Genomic DNA, 15,730 nt, shown 5'->3' with positions numbered 1-15,730 from the left:
GGGCCGTTGAGTTCTGTGCCCTCGCCCGCTGGGAAATATATCGAGGGCCTCCGCGCCTCACAATGGCGTTTAGAAGAAATCACTCTTCCATGGAATTTGACAATCTCGATACCCTGCGTGTGCTGCTGGCCACTGCGGAAACCGGCAGCCTCACGGCGGCGGGCAAGCGTTGCCGGCTCTCCACGGCGGCCGTGAGCGCGGCGATCAAGCGGCTGGAAACTTCATTGGGTGTGCGCCTGTTCGAGCGCACCACGCGTGCCGTCCGGCCCACGGCCGAAGGCGCGGTCATGGTCGACCATGCGCGGCGCGCGCTCGAGCTGGTGTCCGAAGGCCAGGCCAAGGTGCGCGCCGGCACTTTCGGCCTCACGGGCAGCATACGCATCACGGCCACGGCCATGCTGGCGCGCGAGATGCTCGCTTACTGGCTGGCGGAGTTTGCCGCGCTCCATCCCGGCATTGAAATCGACCTGCAGATCAGCGACGTGCGTGTGGACCTGGTGCGCGAAGGCATAGATGTCGCGTTGCGCAATGGGCCGCTCATGGACTCCACGCATTCGGCGCGCCTGCTGGCGCCGGCCCGCCGCGTGGCCTGTGCCAGCCCTGAGTACCTGGCGCGCCGCGGAACACCCGTGCAACCCTGCGAACTCGCGCAGCACGATTGCCTGGTCTGCCATGTGCGCGAGCGCCGACAGGACCAGTGGCAGTTCGAATTGCAGGGGGAGGCCAGCGCGCCTTTCCAGGTACGCGTGGCCGGGCCGCTGGCCTGCAACGACGCCTCCATCGCACTGCAATGGGCGCTGGAGGGACGGGGCATCGTCTATCAGTCGGAGATAGACCTCATGGCCTCTCTCGCAGGCGGCAAGCTGGTGCGCCTGTTCGCGGGCTACCTGGGCGAGCCGGCGCCGCTCTATGCGGTGGTGCCGAGCCGGCAGTATGTGCCGGCCCGCGTCAACGAGGTGATCAACAAGCTGTCGGCGCTGCTGACCGAAAGGCTGGCCGCGCTGCACCTGCCCGCGGCCTGAACACGCTCAGCGTGAAGTTCAGCGCGGCGCCAGGCGGATCGCGCCGTCCAGGCGAATCACTTCGCCGTTGAGCATGTCGTTTTCGATGATGTGTTTGGCCAGGCGCGCGTAGTCCTGCGGCGTGCCCAGGCGCGAAGGGAAGGGAACGCCGGCGGCCAGCGAATCCTGCACTTCCTGCGGCATGCCGAAGAGCATGGGCGTGCCGAAGATGCCGGGGGCAATCGTCATGTTGCGGATGCCGTTGCGTGCCAGGTCGCGGGCAATCGGCAGGGTCATGCCGACGATGCCGCCCTTGGAGGCGCTGTAGGCGGCCTGGCCGATCTGGCCGTCATAGGCCGCGACCGAGGCGGTGGAAATCAGTACGCCGCGCTCGCCGGTGGCTTCGGGCTCGTTCTTGCACATGGCGTCGGCCGCCAGGCGGATCATGTTGAAGCTGCCGAYGAGGTTGACGGTGATGGTCTTGCTGAACAGGGCCAGGCCGTGCGCGCCGTTCTTGCCCACGGTTTTTTCGGCGGGCGCGATGCCGGCGCARTTCACCAGGCCCATCAGYTTGCCCATGGCGACCGCCTTGGCCACCACGGCCTGGCCGTCGGCTTCCTGGCTCACGTCGCATTTGACGAAGGCGGCCTTGTCGGCGCCCAGTTCTTTGGCGATGGCTTCGCCCTTGTCGGCCTGCATGTCGGCAATGACGACCTTGGCGCCGTTGGCCACCAGCATGCGCGCCGTGCCTTCACCCAGGCCCGATGCGCCGCCGGTGACGATAAATACTTTGCCTGCGATTTCCATGGTGATTCCTTGAATGAAAGAATGAAGAGTGAGGGTTGATAAAGCTTTGTGTGAACGCTTGGCCCTGCATAAGCCGGGACGATATGACGTTAACGTAAACGTCAATTATGGCGCATGAAAAAAGCCCGGCGCCTTTCGGCGGCCGGGCTTTCGCAAAAACAAGGCGCTGGGTTTGTGTTTTTACTTGTAGCCGACGCGGTCCAGCATCTGCTGCACCTTGAGCTGGTTGTTGCCCACGGCGCTGATCGGAATGGTTTCGGACTTGAAGCTGCCATTGCCCGAGGGGCTCATGGCCTTGAGCGCCGGGTTGCTGACGCCCAGGCCCGGCACGGCGGGCCATTCGTTGTTGCCGTTGGCGAAGTATTCCTGTGCGCTCGGGCTGGCCAGGTATTCCATGAACTTGACGGCGTTGGCCGTGTTCTTGGCATTTTTGGCGACCGCCGCGCCGGCGATGTTCACGTGGGTGCCCCAGCTGGACTGGTTGGGGAAGACCACACCGACGCGGTCGGCCACGACTTTGTCTTCAGCTGCATTGGAGCGCATGATGCGCGCCAGGTAATAGGTGTTGGTCAATGCGATGCCGCATTCGCCGCTGGCCACGGCCTTGATCTGGTCGCTGTCGCCGCCCTTGGGGTCACGCGCCATATTGGCCACCAGGCCCTTGAGCCACTCCTCCGCCTTGGCCTCGCCGAGGTGTTCGGTCACTGCGCCGAACAGCGAGAGGTTGTAAGGATGGGCGCCCGAGCGGGTGCACAGCAGTCCCTTGTTCTTCGGATCGGCCAGCTTTTCATAGGTATCGACGTCGGCCTTTTTGACCTTGAGCTTGTCGAACACCACCACGCGGGCGCGAGTCGAAAAGCCGAACCAGGTCGTGCCTTCCGCCGTTTCCTTGGCGCGTAGCTTGGCAGGAATGGCGGCCTCGAGGGCCGGCGATTTGATGGGCTTGAACAGGCCGTCCGCATCGCCCTTCCAGAGGCGGGCCGCGTCGACCAGCAAAATCACGTCGGCGGGAGAGGCCGCGCCTTCCGCCTTCAGCCGAGCCAGGATGCCGGCGTCGTCGGCGTCCACACGGTTGACCTTGATGCCGGTCGCCTTGGTGAAATCGCTGTAGAGCTTCTCGTCGGTCTGGTAATGGCGGGCAGAATACAGGTTGACCACCTGCTCCTGCGCCGAGGCCAAACCTGCCAGCAACAGCAGCGACGAGAGAACCACTTTTTTGAACATGACTTTCCACTTCCTTACAGGTGTTTTTAAAGCCCGGCCATGATAAAGCAAATAAGAATCATTCTTGGTAGAGTCCCTACGGTGGGCAAGCTTTCGCGCGGGCCGGCGCGGCATGCAAGCGCCTGCGTGGCCATGGCGGTGCTGCTGTTGGCTGGTTGCACCACGCCCCAGGGCCCCGGCGCACCCGTGCTGGCACCGCCGGCCGAGGCCGCAAAAAAGCCGGTGCGCATCGGCCTGGCACTGGGCGGCGGCGCGGCGCGCGGCTTTGCCCATGTGGGCGTGATCGCCGTGCTGGAGGAGGCCGGGCTCAAGCCGCAACAGGTGGTCGGCACCTCGGCCGGTAGCCTGGTGGCGGCGCTCTATGCCAGCGGCAAGACCAGCGCGCAGCTGCAGCAGACGGCGCTCAATATGGAGGAGGTCGCCATCACCGACTGGATGCTGCCCATCTTCAGCCGCGGCATGTTTCGCGGCGATGCGCTGGCCCGCTATGTGAACGACCTGGTCGCCAACCGCACCATGGAAAACATGGCGATTCCGCTGGGCATCGTTGCCACTGACCTCAACAGCGGCCAGGCCGTGCTCTTCCAGCGCGGCGACACCGGCACGGCGGTGCGTGCATCCAGCGCAGTGCCGGCGGTGTTCCTGCCGGTCAAGATCAGCGGCCGCGAGTATGTGGACGGCGGCCTGGTCTCTCCGGTGCCGGTGCGCTTTGCGCGGCAGATGGGCGCCGACATCGTGGTCGCGGTCGACATCTCCAGCCCGCCGGAAGGCAACCCCGCTGGCGACACCCTGCAAATCCTGCTGCAGACCTTTGCCATCATGGGCAAAAGCATCAACCAGTACGAGCTCAAGGACGCCGATGTGGTCGTGCGGCCTTCGCTGACGGGCCTCAAAAGCGCCGACTTCTCGGCGCGCCAGCGCGCCATCGATGCGGGCAGGGCGGCCATGCTGGCGGCGCTGCCGCAGCTGAAGGCAAAACTCGCAGCGGCGGTCACGGCGCAGAAATAGCGCAGGCAAAAAAAAGCCCAATCGTGCGATCGGGCTTTAAGGGGTCCGTGAAAATGAATTTCGGAAAGGACCCGAGGAGACAACTGGCTTGAAACCTGTTCAGTCAAACAGGATTCGCGAAACAGGCTCCATGAAGGTTGGCGCGCCAGGCGCTGCGATCAGCGCTTTTTGGCGGCGGTCGTCTTGGTGGCGTTCACGGCGGAAGCAGCCACGGTGTTGAAGTTGGCTTCAGCGATGTCGCTGGCTTGCTTGACGGCCTTCTGGACCGACTCGAAAGCGTTGTTGGCGGCGGCAACGGCGCTCTTGAGGACAGCCACAGCGGTTTCGGAACCGGCGGGGGCGTTCTTGGCGGCGTTGTCGACCAGGCCGACGAACTTCTTCTGGGCTTCAGCGGCTTGGCCTTCGAAGGTCTTGCCCAGTTCAGCGCCGGCGGCCGAAGCGATGTCATACAGGTGGCGGCTGTAAGCGGCGGTCTTTTCAGCCAGGGGCTGGACCAAGCCGGCTTGCAGGGCCAGCAGTTCTTGTGCGTCTTTCACGCCCAGCACGGCTTGCGTGTGGTTGGCGCTTTCAGCCAGGGCAGCCTTGGTGGCTTGCACGTTCAGCTCGACCAGCTTTTCAACGCCTTCGAAGGCTTTGTGGGTCAGGCCAAACAGGGTTTCGATGTTGGCTTTGTGGGAAGCGAGGACTTGTTCAGCGGTCAGCATAATGAATCTCCAAAATAGGTTTAGGTGAGGGCAATGGTGTTGCTTTGCGCTGAATTGCTGCACTGCAACATAAGTCCAAGTATAGGGACTGTGTGCACCATTGCAAGTATTTTATGTTGCGGTGCACCAATTTAGAGGTCAAGCCCTAGGTAACGCTCTGAAACAGCACTGAAAAGTACCCAAAAAGGTTTACTTGAATTGCCTGCATGCACCCGTTTTGCTGCGTGCCCGGCTCAAGGCCACAATGGTCTCAACCCTGACATCGCCACACACTCGCCATCTTGCAAGCCTTTTACGCCGATAACTTTGTTTTGCCGCTTCCGGCAGGCCATCGCTTTCCCGTGGCCAAGTACCGTTTGCTGCGCGACCGCCTGGTCAACGAATGCCCGCGGGTGCGCATGACGCAGGCGCCGGCCGCGACGGACGGTGAACTGGCGCTGGTTCACACGCCAGACTACATAGACGCCATCAGCCACGGGACCCTGCCGGCCGCGGCCCAGCGCGAGATCGGCTTTCCCTGGAGCCCGGGCATGGCCGAACGCGCGCGCCGCTCGGCCGGCGCCACCGTTGCGGCGGCCCGCGTGGCCATGGGCTCGCCCGGCCGGCCAGGGGAAGGCATTGCGGCCAACCTCGCGGGAGGAACGCACCACTCCTATGCGCACAAGGGCGGCGGGTTTTGCGTGTTCAACGATGCGGCCGTGGCCGCCCGGCTGATGCAGGCGGAATGGGCGCGGCAGCACAGGCATGGGCGCAAGCCGCTGCAGGTCGCCATCATCGACCTCGATGTGCACCAGGGCAACGGCACGGCCAGCATCTTCGCCAATGACCCTAGCGTGTTCACGCTGTCGCTGCATGGGCAAAAGAACTTTCCCTTTCGCAAGGAAGCCAGCGACCTCGACGTGGACCTGCCCGACGGCTGCGGCGACGCGGCCTACCTGCAGGCGCTGGAGCATGCGCTGGACGAACTCGAGCGGCGCTTCGAGCCCGGGTTGGTCCTGTACCTGGCCGGCGCCGACCCCTACGAGGGCGACCGCCTGGGCCGCCTGGCCTTGAGCTTCGACGGCCTGGAGGCGCGCGACCGACGCGTCTTCGACTGGGCCTGGCAGCGCCGCATCCCGCTGGCGTTTGCGATGGCGGGCGGTTACGGCGTCAACATCGACGAGACCGTGCAGGTGCAGATGAACACTTACACGCTGGCACTCGAATACTGGGCGCGCTGGAATCCCTGACCTCGCCAGACATTGCTGCTACATTGCCAGAGATTCGCCCCCGACCCGTGGACATAGACCCTGGACATAGAAGAAGCAAGACATGCCGCTGCCCACCGCCGAAATCCCTGACGCCCCCCACACCACCGATATTCCCGATGATCTTCAAACAGCGTCGCGCCTTCGCGTACTCGTTTTGGGCGGCGCCGGCTTTATCGGCCGCCATGCCGTGGCGGCGCTGCACGCTGCGGGCGCGCAGGTCGCGATAGGCAGCCGTCATCCCGAGCGCCACGCAGCCGCCTATCCCTTTGCGGATATGCGTGCGGCGCGTTTCGAACAACTGCTGCAGCCTGACGCCTGGGCCGCGCTGCTCAAAGACGTCGATGTGGTTGTCAATTGCGTGGGCATTCTGCGTCAGCGGCCCAATGAGTCTTACGACCATGTGCACCACCGCGCGCCTGCGGCACTGGCTATCGCCTGTGCCAAGGCGGGCATACGCTTCATACATACCTCGGCCCTGGGTTTGCACGAAGGCGCCAAAAGCCGCTTTCTTTCCAGCAAGCTGCTGGGCGAGCGCGCCATCGCAGCCTCGGGCAGCGATTACGCCATCGTGCGCCCCTCGCTGCTCGATGGCGAGGGCGGCTTTGGCGCGCGCTGGCTGCGCGGCCTGTCGCGCTCGCCGGTGCATGCCATCCCGCGCGGCGCGCGTGGCGGCATCGCGGCCATGACGGCCACCGACCTCGGCCTGGCGTTTGCCGCCCTGGCGGCTTTGCCTGCCCTGGCCGCGCATCGTGAAGTCGAACTCGGCGGCAGCCGCCGCTATGGCTATGCGGAATACCTGCGCGAACTGCGCGCCGACTACGCCGCCACCCGCGCGCTCCAACTGCCGCTGCCCAACTGGGCGGCACGGCTGGGCGCGCATGCCTGCGATGTGCTGCATTTCTCGCCCTTCTCTTATGGGCACTGGATCTTGCTGCAGCGGGACAACATCCCTGTGCCGAACCGGCTGCCCGAGTTGCTGGGGCGTGAGCCCGCGGCGATCGGGTTAAAAATGCCCCTGAGCCCGGCGCGGCCCGCGCTGGCAAAATAAGTCCTCATGAGTTCTCCGACACGACCGCAAGCCGAAGCCCGTAGCGCCTACAAAGCTTTTCGCGACATCGGCACCCGCTGGTCCGACAACGACCTCTACGGCCACGTCAACAACGTCGTTTATTACAGCTGGTTCGACACCGCGGTCAACGGCCTGCTGATCGAACGCGGTGCCATTGACATCCACAGCGGCAGCGTGATCGGCCTGGTGATAGAGACCCAGTGCAACTACTTCGCGCCGCTGGCTTTTCCCGAGCCCGTGGTGGCCGGCATCCGTGTGGCGCATGTGGGCTCGTCCAGCGTGCGCTACGAGGTGGCTCTATTTCCCGGCGACGAAAACCAGCTGTGCGCCGCCAGGGGCCATTTCATCCATGTTTACGTCGACCGCGCCACGCGCCGGCCGGCGCCGCTTCCGCCCGAACTGCTTTCCGTACTGGAGACCCTCCGATGACCCAGGCACCGCCCGTGCTTCCCTACATCACCCCGCGCCAGGCCGGCGATGCGCGCAACGCGGTGGACGAAGCCATCCTGAGCCGCCAGTCCATACGCCAGTTTCTGCCGAAACCGGTGCCGCGCGAAACCATCGCCCACCTGCTGGAGCTTGCCAGCCGCGCACCGTCGGGCACCAACACCCAGCCCTGGAAGGCCTATGTGCTGCAGGGCGCGAGCCGCGATGCGCTGGTCGAAAAGGTTTGCGATGCCCACGACGCGCTGCACGCCAACCCGGCGCTGGCGGCCGAGTACCAGGAGGAATACGACTACTACCCCGAGAAGTGGGTCTCGCCCTATATAGACCGGCGCCGCGCCAACGGATGGGGCCTTTACGGCCTGCTGGGCATCACCAAGGGCGACAAGGACAGGATGCATGCGCAGCACCACCGCAACTTCAAGTTCTTCGATGCGCCCGTGGGCCTGATGTTCACGCTGGACCGCGTGATGGGCCGGGGCTCGCTGGTGGACTACGGCATGTTCATGCAAAACCTGATGGTGGCCGCGCGCGGCCTGAGCCTGCACACCTGCCCGCAGGCCGCCTGGAACGGCTTCGGCAAAATCATCCTGCCGCATATAGGCGCGGGTCCTGATGAGATGCTGGTCTGCGGCATGTCGCTGGGCTATGCCGATGAGGCGGCGCTGGTTAATACCTTCAGAACGCCGCGCGTGCCGGCCACCGAGTTCACCACCTGGCTAGATTGACTGGGCTGACTGGATGACTTTTTCCCTGGTCCAGCTGCTYGGTGGACTGTCTTACGCCACCACGCTGTTCCTGATGGCGGCGGGCCTCACCCTGATCTTCGGCGTGACGCGCATTGTCAATTTCGCGCATGGCAGTTTTTTCATGCTGGGCGCGCTGTTCACGGCGCACTGGGTCACCCGCTGGTTTCCCGCCTGGGGTGAAAGCGCGCCGCTGTATCTGCTGGCGATCCTGATGGGCGCGGCCTGCGCGGGCCTGGCGGGCGCCGCGGCCGAGTTCTTGCTGCTCAGGCGCATGAGCGGCGCGCCTGAGCTGTACCAACTGGTCGCTACCTTCGGCCTCACGCTGGCCATGCACGATGCCATGCAGTGGGGCTTCGGTCCCGACGAAGTGTTCGCGCCGCGCTTCCCGGGTCTCAAGGGCTCGGTGCAAATCGGCGACGAGTTCTTTCCGGTCTACCAGCTCGCGATGATCGCGCTGGGCCCGCTGGTCTGGCTGGGCCTGCATCTGCTGCTGCGGCGTTCGCGTTTCGGCCAGCAGCTGCGCGCGGCCACACAGGACCGTTCCATGCTCGCCGCGCTGGGCGTCAACCCGCGCCCGCTGATGCTGGGCGCCGTGGTGCTGGGCTGCGCGCTTGCCGGCCTGGCCGGCGCGCTGCAGTTGCCTCGTGAGCCCGCGCACTTGCAGATGGACATGAATGTGATCGTGGAAACCTTTGTGGTGGTGGTCACCGGCGGCTTGGGCAGCATAGGCGGCGCGTTTGTGGCGGCCCTGCTGATAGGGCTGGTCCATGCCTTTGGCATCAATGTGTTTCCGCAGGCCACGCTGGTCATCGTGTTCCTGACCATGGCCGTGGTGCTGGTGTTCCGGCCCCAGGGGCTCAATGGCAAGGCGGTCTCGGCGCAGGAAGCCGGCAGTGGCGTGCGTGAGGCAGCCCAGAAGTTTCACGGCCTGGCGATGGGCGCCATCGGGTCCTCGGTCATCGTGGCTGCCGTGGTGTTGCTTGCCGCCCTGGCCTGGATGGGCGGGCCTTACTGGCAGGCACTGGCGGCCGATGCGCTGATCCTCATGATTTTCGGCATCAGCCTGCAGTCCATGATGGCGCTGGGTGGCCTGGTCAGCTTTGGCCATGCCGCGTTCTTCGCGCTGGGCGCTTACGGCGCGGCGCTGTCGCACAGCTTTTGGGGCGCCTCGCTTCCGCTGGCACTGGCGGCCGGTTGCGGCGCGGCCCTGGCCGTGGCCGCGGTGTTCGGCGCGGCGGTGGTGCGCAGCAGCGGGGTGTACCTGGCCATGCTGTCGCTGGCGCTCGCGCAGGTGATCTGGGCCGGCGCCACGCAATGGGTGGATCTCACCGGCGGCGACAACGGCCTGATCGGCCTCACGCTGGTCGGCGACGAAGGCCGGCCGGTGTTTTACGCGCTGCTCGTGTTTTTGGCGTTGGTGGCCGTGGCGGCCCTTCGCTTTCTGGGCCGCTCCGTCATGGGCGGCGCGCTGCAGGCCCTGCGGGATGCGCCTCTGCGTGCCTCTGCTTCTGGGTTGGCGGTGGGCTGGCTCAAGTACCGTATCTTTGTGGAGAGTGCCGTGCTGGCCGGCCTGGCCGGCGGCCTGTTCGCCGCGCACAAGGGGGCGGTGTTTCCCTCGCTTGCGGCGGTCTCCACCTCCGTTGATGCCTTGCTGGTGGTCCTGCTGGGCGGCGTGCACCAGCTCTGGGGCGCTGTGGCGGGCAGCATGGTGCTGAGTTATGCCGGCGCTGAACTGGGCCGCGAGGTGAATTACTGGCGCGGCCTGCTGGGTGTCTTCATCATGCTGATCATGGTGGCCTCGCCCTCCGGGCTGCTGGGTTTGCTGCCACGCCTTGCCGAGGTCTGGCGCCGGCGCAGCCCTGAAAGATCTGCCTGATGCTGCAGGTCAGGCAACTCATCAAACATTTCGGCGGCCTGCGCGCCGTGGACGGCGTGGGCTTTGAGGTGTTGCCCGGCCAGTGCGTGGCGCTGATAGGCCCCAACGGCGCCGGCAAGTCCACCACCTTTGCCTGCATCGCCGGCCAGTACGCGCTCACGGGCGGTGACATCGCCTGGAACAGCCAGCCGTTGCAAGGGCTCAGCCCGCAGGCGCGCCTGCGTCTGGGCGTGGCGCGCACCTTCCAGGTGGCCCAGGTGTTTGAAGCGCTCACGGTGCTGCAGAACGTGCAACTGGCAATACGGGCGAGCCAGGGATGGCGAGCCATCTCCGCTTTCCGCAAGCTGGACGACCAGGCGCGCGAGCCCGCCCTGGCGTTGCTGGAGCAGACCGGGCTTCAGGCAGTGGCCGCGCAGGACGTGCTGAGCCTTCCCTATGGCGCGAAGAAACGGCTCGAACTCGCCGTGGCGTTGGCGGCGCGGCCGCAGCTCCTGCTGCTGGATGAGCCCGCCGCCGGCCTGGCCGGGCCCGAGCGCGCCGAGCTGATGCAACTGGTCAGGCGCCTGGCAGGCGAGGGCATGGCCGTGCTTTATACCGAACACAATATGGACGCCGTGGCCGGCGTGGCGGACCGCGTGCTGGTGCTGATAGAAGGCCGGCTGGCGGCCGAGGGTTCGTTCGAAGAGATCTCGCGCGATGCGGTGGTGCGCAGCCGCTACCTGGGCCAAGGCGGCGAAGGGGCAGGCCGTGCTTGAGGTCGACAAGCTCAATGTTTTTTACGGCCCGGCCCAGGCGCTGTTCGGGGTGTCGCTCCAGGTCGCGCCGGGCGAGCTGGTGGTGCTGCAGGGCCTGAACGGTGCCGGCAAGTCCACACTGCTCAAATCCGTGATGGGCCTGGAAGTGCGCACCGAAGGCCTCATCCGCTACCGCGACCCGGCTGGCCCTCAGGGCACGGGCCTGGCGCCGATTGAGCGCTGGGAAACGCATCGCCGCGCGCAGGCCGGCCTGGGTTATGTGGCCGAAGACCGCCGCCTCTTCACCGAACTGACGGTGCGCGAGAACCTGCGCATCGCGGCGGGCCGTGATGTTGAGGCGCAGGAGGCGAGGGCGCTCGATTTGTTCCCCGCGCTCAAGTCCATGCTGGGGCGTACGGCCGCGCAGATGAGCGGCGGTGAGCAGCAGATGCTCGCGATTGCCCGCACGCTGATGACCGGCCCGCGCATCCTGCTGCTCGACGAGCCTTGCGAGGGCATTGCCCCCGTCCTCGTCGAATCGATTCGCGATGCGCTGCTGGCGTTGCGCCAGCAAGGGTTGGGCCTGCTCGTGGCCGAACAGAATCAGCTGCTTGCTACCCGTGCTGACAGGCTGGTTTTGCTGGTTGCGGGTAAAGTCAGGGGTTCGTGAAGAAAGACCCGCTTCTTTCCCATCTTTTCCTCTTCTTCCCTTCTTTTTTATCCTCCCCTTTCCCTTAAGGACCCCATGAGCAACATCACCACCACTCCTTCCGGCCTGCAGTACGAAGACACCGTGCTGGGCACGGGCGCCATCGCCAAGGCCGGCCAGAACGTCAAGGTCCACTACACCGGCTGGCTGTACAACGACGGCGTGCAGGGCGCCAAGTTCGACTCCAGCAAGGATCGTGGCCAGCCTTTCGAGTTTTCGCTGGGCGCGGGCCAGGTCATCCGCGGCTGGGACGAAGGTGTGCAGGGCATGTCGGTGGGCGGTACGCGCCGCCTGATCATCCCGGCTGCGCTGGGCTACGGCGCGCGCGGCGCCGGCGGCGTGATTCCGCCCAACGCAACCTTGCTGTTTGAAGTGGATTTCCTCGGCACTTGAGCCAGCGCAAGTTGAAGGTCCTGGCGTGGCATTCGCGCCGGGCTTGTTCACCTGATTAACCGCCAAGGCGCCCCAAGCGCCGCGGCCCTCAAGCGTTCTCCATGATCATCACAAGTCTGCTGGATACGGATCTGTACAAGTTCACCATGATGCAGGTGGTCTTGCACCAGTTTCCGGGCGCGGAGGTCGAGTACAAGTTCAAATGCCGCAATGCCGGCGCCGAGGGCATCGGCGATCTTGCACCTTTCGTGACCGAGATCCGCGAGGAAATCCGCGGCCTGTGCAACCTGCGTTTCCAGGATGCCGAGCTGGCCTACCTCAAGGCCATGCGCTTCATCAAGAGCGACTTTGTCGACTTCCTCGGCATCTTCCGGCTCAATGAAAAATACGTGAGCGTCACGGCGCTGCCCTCGGGCGAGATCGAGGTGTCCATCAAGGGCCCCTGGCTGCACGCCATCCTGTTCGAGATCCCGGTTCTGGCCATCATCAACGAGGTTTACTTCCGCAACACGCAGAAAAAGGCCGACTTCAGCGAAGGCCGCAGGCGGCTGGACACCAAGATCGGCGAGCTGCAGGCCGAAGGCCTGGGGGCGCTCAAGATCGCCGACTACGGCACACGCCGGCGCTTCGGCAAGGCCTGGCACGAAGAAGTGCTGCGCACCCTGGTGGGCCGACTCGGCACGGGGGCGCAGGGCCAGTTCGCCGGCACCAGCAATGTGTTGTTTGCCATGAAACTGGGCCTGACGCCGCTGGGCACCATGGCGCACGAATACCTGCAGGCCTGCCAGGCGCTGGGTCCGCGGCTGCGCGACAGCCAGGTCTTCGCTTTTGAATCGTGGGCCAAGGAATACCGCGGCGACCTCGGTATCGCGCTGTCCGACGTCTACGGCATGAGCGCTTTCCTGCGCGACTTCGACATGTATTTCTGCAAGCTGTTCGACGGCGCGCGCCATGACAGCGGCGACCCCTTCCAGTGGGGCGAGCGCATGCTCGCGCACTACACCAAGAACCGGGTCGACCCCAAGACCAAGACGCTGATCTTCAGCGACGGCCTCACGGTGCCGCGCACCATAGAGCTGTACCACCAGTTCAAGGGCCGTTGCCAACTGGCCTTCGGCATAGGCACCAACCTGACCAACGACCTCGGCTACGAGCCGCTGCAGATCGTCATCAAGATGATCCGCTGCAACGGCCAGCCGGTGGCCAAGCTTTCAGATACCCCTTCCAAGAATATGTGCGACGACGAAAAATACCTGGCCTACCTGCGCCAGGTGTTTGAAATCGCCTCACCGGCATAATCCACAGCTTACTTATCATCTACCTGATAACTCCTACCTCAAAAACCAGCGCGTGACTATTGCAGGCGTTCCCCTTGATTTCGTGTTGTTCGGCCTGACGCTGCTCGGTGTGGCGCTGTGGCACCACCACACGCTCAAGGTTGCACTGGCGGGGCTGGCGTTGATCACGCTCTACAAACTCGCGCTGGGCGATTTCTCCGGCGTGCCCGGCCTGGGCGGCCTGCTGCAATTGCTGGTGCATGAGTGGGTGACGCTGGCCAACCTGCTGGGCCTGTTGCTCGGGTTCGCGCTGCTGTCTGACCATTTCGAAAAAAGCGGCATCCCGGCGCTGCTGCCGCGCTACCTGCCCGATGACTGGAAGGGCGGCTTCGTGATGCTGGTGCTGGTCTTTGTGATCTCCAGCTTCCTCGACAACATCGCGGCGGCCATGATAGGCGGCACCATGGCGGCTGTGCTGTACCGCAAGCGTGTGCATATCGGCTTCCTGGCCGCCATCGTGGCCGCGAGCAACGCAGGCGGCTCGGGCAGCGTGGTGGGCGACACCACCACCACCATGATGTGGATTGCCGGCGTTTCACCCGGCCAGGTGTTTGAGTCTTATGTGGGCGCTGTGGTGGCGCTGGCCATCTTCGGCGTGGTCGCGGCGCGCCAGCAGCACGCCTTCCAGCCCATCATGAAGGACGCCGTGCCGGGCGCGCACCTGCACTGGGCGCGCCTGGGCATCGTCGCCATCATCCTGCTGTCGGCGGTGGCCGCCAATGTGTACTTCAACCTGCGTGACCCCGCGGTGCTCGAGCGGCTTCCGGTGATAGGCATCGCCGTGTGGGTGGCGATCGCGCTGACCACGCCCTGGCGCCGCTCCAACTGGGGCCTGTTGCCCGAGGCCGCGCGCGGCAGCGTCTTCCTGCTGTCGCTGGTGCTGTGCGCGTCCATGATGCCGGTGCAGCACCTGCCTGCCGCCAGCTGGCAAACCGCTTTCGGCCTGGGTTTCGTGAGCGCGGTGTTCGACAACATCCCGCTCACGGCGCTGGCCCTGCACCAGGGCGGCTACGACTGGGGCTTCCTGGCTTATGCCGTCGGCTTCGGCGGCAGCATGTTGTGGTTTGGGTCCTCGGCCGGCGTGGCGCTGGCCGGTATCTACCCCGAGGCCAAGTCCGTCGTCGCCTGGCTCAAGGGCGGCTGGCATGTGGCGCTGGGCTACGTGATCGGATTCTTCGTGCTGCTGGCCGTGCTGGGCTGGCATCCCGACGCGCCACGGGTCCGGCAAGCTGCGGGCACTTCACCTTTTACATCGGCTACTGGTTCGTCTTCTGAGCCGGTAGCATCGTCCTCCACTCCTTCCCGAACACCATGAACAAACCCAAAATCCTCGTCGCACGCGCCGTGTTCCCCGAAGTCATTGCACGCCTGGAGCGGCATTTCGAGGTCGAGTCCAACCAGAACGACGAGACCTGGTCCAAGGCCCAACTGACCGAGCGCCTCAAGGGCAAGGACGGCGCCTTCACCACAGGCGGCGACAAAATTGACGCCGAGGTGCTGGCCGCTTGCCCGGGCCTGAAAATCTGCGCCAACATGGCCGTGGGCTACAACAACTTCGACATCGACGCGATGACGGCGGCCGGTGTGCTGGCCACCAACGCGCCCGACGTGCTGACTGAGACCACGGCGGATTTCGGCTTCGCGCTGCTGATGGCCACGGCCCGCCGCGTGACGGAGAGCGAGCATTACCTGCGCGCCGGCAAATGGACCAAATGGAGCTATGACATGTTTGCCGGCTCCGACATCCACGGCGCGACCCTGGGCATCCTGGGCATGGGCCGCATAGGGCAGGGCATTGCCAAACGCGGGGCCCACGGTTTCGGCATGAAGGTGATTTACCACAACCGTTCGCGCCTGGACGCGACGCTGGAAGCCGAATGCAAGGCCAGCTACGTCGGCAAGGACGAGCTGCTCAGGACAGCCGACCACCTGGTGTTGGTCCTGCCTTACACTCCAGCCTCTCATCACACCATAGGCGCCGCGGAGCTGGCCTTGATGAAGCCAACCGCCAACCTGATCAACATCGCACGCGGCGGCATCGTGGACGATGCCGCGCTGGCCGCGGCCCTGCGTGACAAGCGCATCGCGGCCGCCGGGCTGGACGTCTTCGAGGGCGAACCCAAGGTGCATCCGGACTTGCTGACCGTTCCCAATGTGGTGTTGACTCCCCATATCGCCAGCGCCACCATTCCCACGCGCATGGCCATGGCGAGCCTCGCCGCCGACAACCTGATCGCGTTTTTCAGCGGCAAGAAGCCGCTGACCCCGCTCAATCCCGCGGTACTGGCCGGTCAATAAGCAGGAAGAAGGCGACAAGCGGACAATAGGGCCTGTTAATACTATGTTTGCAAGATGCGTTGCGAGTCAAAAAGGCCTTGAGCAAGGCGCAAAACGCAGGCGGGGTAGACCCCGTCAAGGCTTTGCA

Annotated in this window: 16 protein-coding genes; 13 read left to right on the top strand and 3 right to left on the bottom strand. The window is 64.9% G+C overall.

Translation table 11 applies throughout. From position 1 onward, the window contains the following. Positions 1-89 precede the first annotated feature (89 nt). Positions 90-1,022 (top strand): LysR family transcriptional regulator, encoded by a 933-nt coding sequence (locus tag AC1DXS_RS16070; RefSeq protein WP_477738480.1) that lies wholly within the window; start codon positions 90-92, stop codon positions 1,020-1,022. 18 nt (positions 1,023-1,040) lie between these two features. On the opposite strand, the gene AC1DXS_RS16065 is transcribed toward AC1DXS_RS16070, so the two are convergent. Both AC1DXS_RS16065 and AC1DXS_RS16060 read right to left on the bottom strand, forming a co-directional pair. Beyond that, positions 1,041-1,808, bottom strand: a complete 768-nt coding sequence (locus AC1DXS_RS16065; protein ID WP_477738479.1) for a 3-hydroxyacyl-CoA dehydrogenase — start codon at positions 1,806-1,808, stop codon at positions 1,041-1,043. A 180-nt stretch (positions 1,809-1,988) separates the two neighbouring features. Then, positions 1,989-3,032, bottom strand: a complete 1,044-nt coding sequence (locus tag AC1DXS_RS16060; protein ID WP_477738478.1) for an extracellular solute-binding protein — start codon at positions 3,030-3,032, stop codon at positions 1,989-1,991. 132 nt (positions 3,033-3,164) lie between these two features. Between AC1DXS_RS16060 and AC1DXS_RS16055 the strand changes: the two genes are divergently transcribed. Next, the gene (locus AC1DXS_RS16055; RefSeq protein ID WP_477738521.1) at positions 3,165-4,040 is read left to right on the top strand and encodes a patatin-like phospholipase family protein; all 876 of its coding nucleotides are present in this window, start codon (positions 3,165-3,167) and stop codon (positions 4,038-4,040) included. 158 nt (positions 4,041-4,198) lie between these two features. Here AC1DXS_RS16055 and AC1DXS_RS16050 read toward each other — a convergent pair whose 3' ends face one another. Next, complete coding sequence (locus AC1DXS_RS16050; protein ID WP_477738520.1) at positions 4,199-4,747, bottom strand: phasin family protein; 549 nt, start codon at positions 4,745-4,747, stop codon at positions 4,199-4,201. 278 nt (positions 4,748-5,025) lie between these two features. On the opposite strand from AC1DXS_RS16050, the gene AC1DXS_RS16045 reads away from it, so the two are divergent. The 11 genes from AC1DXS_RS16045 (at position 5,026) to AC1DXS_RS15995 (ending at position 15,603) form a co-directional block, all read left to right on the top strand. Next, a complete protein-coding gene (locus AC1DXS_RS16045) occupies positions 5,026-5,973 on the top strand; it encodes a histone deacetylase family protein (protein ID WP_477738477.1) in 948 nt (315 codons plus the stop codon). Positions 5,974-6,055: 82 nt separating this feature from the next. After that, the gene (locus AC1DXS_RS16040) at positions 6,056-7,042 is read left to right on the top strand and encodes an NAD(P)H-binding protein (RefSeq protein ID WP_477738476.1); all 987 of its coding nucleotides are present in this window, start codon (positions 6,056-6,058) and stop codon (positions 7,040-7,042) included. Positions 7,043-7,048: 6 nt separating this feature from the next. Beyond that, entirely contained in the window at positions 7,049-7,492 is a 444-nt protein-coding gene (locus AC1DXS_RS16035; protein ID WP_477738475.1) for an acyl-CoA thioesterase, read from the top strand. Then, positions 7,489-8,235 carry a nitroreductase gene (locus AC1DXS_RS16030; RefSeq protein ID WP_477738474.1) on the top strand — a complete coding sequence of 249 codons (747 nt, stop codon included), beginning with the start codon at positions 7,489-7,491 and terminating at the stop codon, positions 8,233-8,235. The genes AC1DXS_RS16035 and AC1DXS_RS16030 overlap by 4 nt, the downstream gene beginning before the upstream one ends. Positions 8,236-8,248: 13 nt before the next feature. After that, positions 8,249-10,132, top strand: a complete 1,884-nt coding sequence (locus AC1DXS_RS16025) for an ABC transporter permease (RefSeq protein WP_477738473.1) — start codon at positions 8,249-8,251, stop codon at positions 10,130-10,132. After that, positions 10,132-10,887, top strand: coding sequence for an ABC transporter ATP-binding protein (locus AC1DXS_RS16020; RefSeq protein WP_477738472.1), 756 nt, complete (start codon positions 10,132-10,134; stop codon positions 10,885-10,887). The genes AC1DXS_RS16025 and AC1DXS_RS16020 overlap by 1 nt, the downstream gene beginning before the upstream one ends. Continuing rightward, positions 10,880-11,536, top strand: a complete 657-nt coding sequence (locus tag AC1DXS_RS16015) for an ABC transporter ATP-binding protein (RefSeq protein WP_477738471.1) — start codon at positions 10,880-10,882, stop codon at positions 11,534-11,536. Before AC1DXS_RS16020 ends, AC1DXS_RS16015 begins: the two co-directional genes overlap by 8 nt. Positions 11,537-11,611: 75 nt before the next feature. Continuing rightward, positions 11,612-11,968 carry an FKBP-type peptidyl-prolyl cis-trans isomerase gene (locus AC1DXS_RS16010; RefSeq protein ID WP_477738470.1) on the top strand — a complete coding sequence of 119 codons (357 nt, stop codon included), beginning with the start codon at positions 11,612-11,614 and terminating at the stop codon, positions 11,966-11,968. 101 nt (positions 11,969-12,069) lie between these two features. Further along, complete coding sequence (gene pncB, locus AC1DXS_RS16005) at positions 12,070-13,266, top strand: nicotinate phosphoribosyltransferase (RefSeq protein ID WP_477738469.1); 1,197 nt, start codon at positions 12,070-12,072, stop codon at positions 13,264-13,266. 52 nt (positions 13,267-13,318) lie between these two features. Beyond that, complete coding sequence (locus AC1DXS_RS16000) at positions 13,319-14,620, top strand: citrate transporter (protein WP_477738468.1); 1,302 nt, start codon at positions 13,319-13,321, stop codon at positions 14,618-14,620. Next, on the top strand, positions 14,617-15,603 hold the full coding sequence (locus AC1DXS_RS15995; RefSeq protein ID WP_477738467.1) for a 2-hydroxyacid dehydrogenase: 987 nt from the start codon (positions 14,617-14,619) through the stop codon (positions 15,601-15,603). The genes AC1DXS_RS16000 and AC1DXS_RS15995 overlap by 4 nt, the downstream gene beginning before the upstream one ends. Positions 15,604-15,730 lie beyond the last annotated feature (127 nt).

The sequence above is a fragment of the Polaromonas sp. P3_B1 genome (assembly GCF_056402935.1).
Note: the sequence above shows the minus strand (reverse complement) of the source record. Positions and strands in the feature narration are given on the sequence as shown.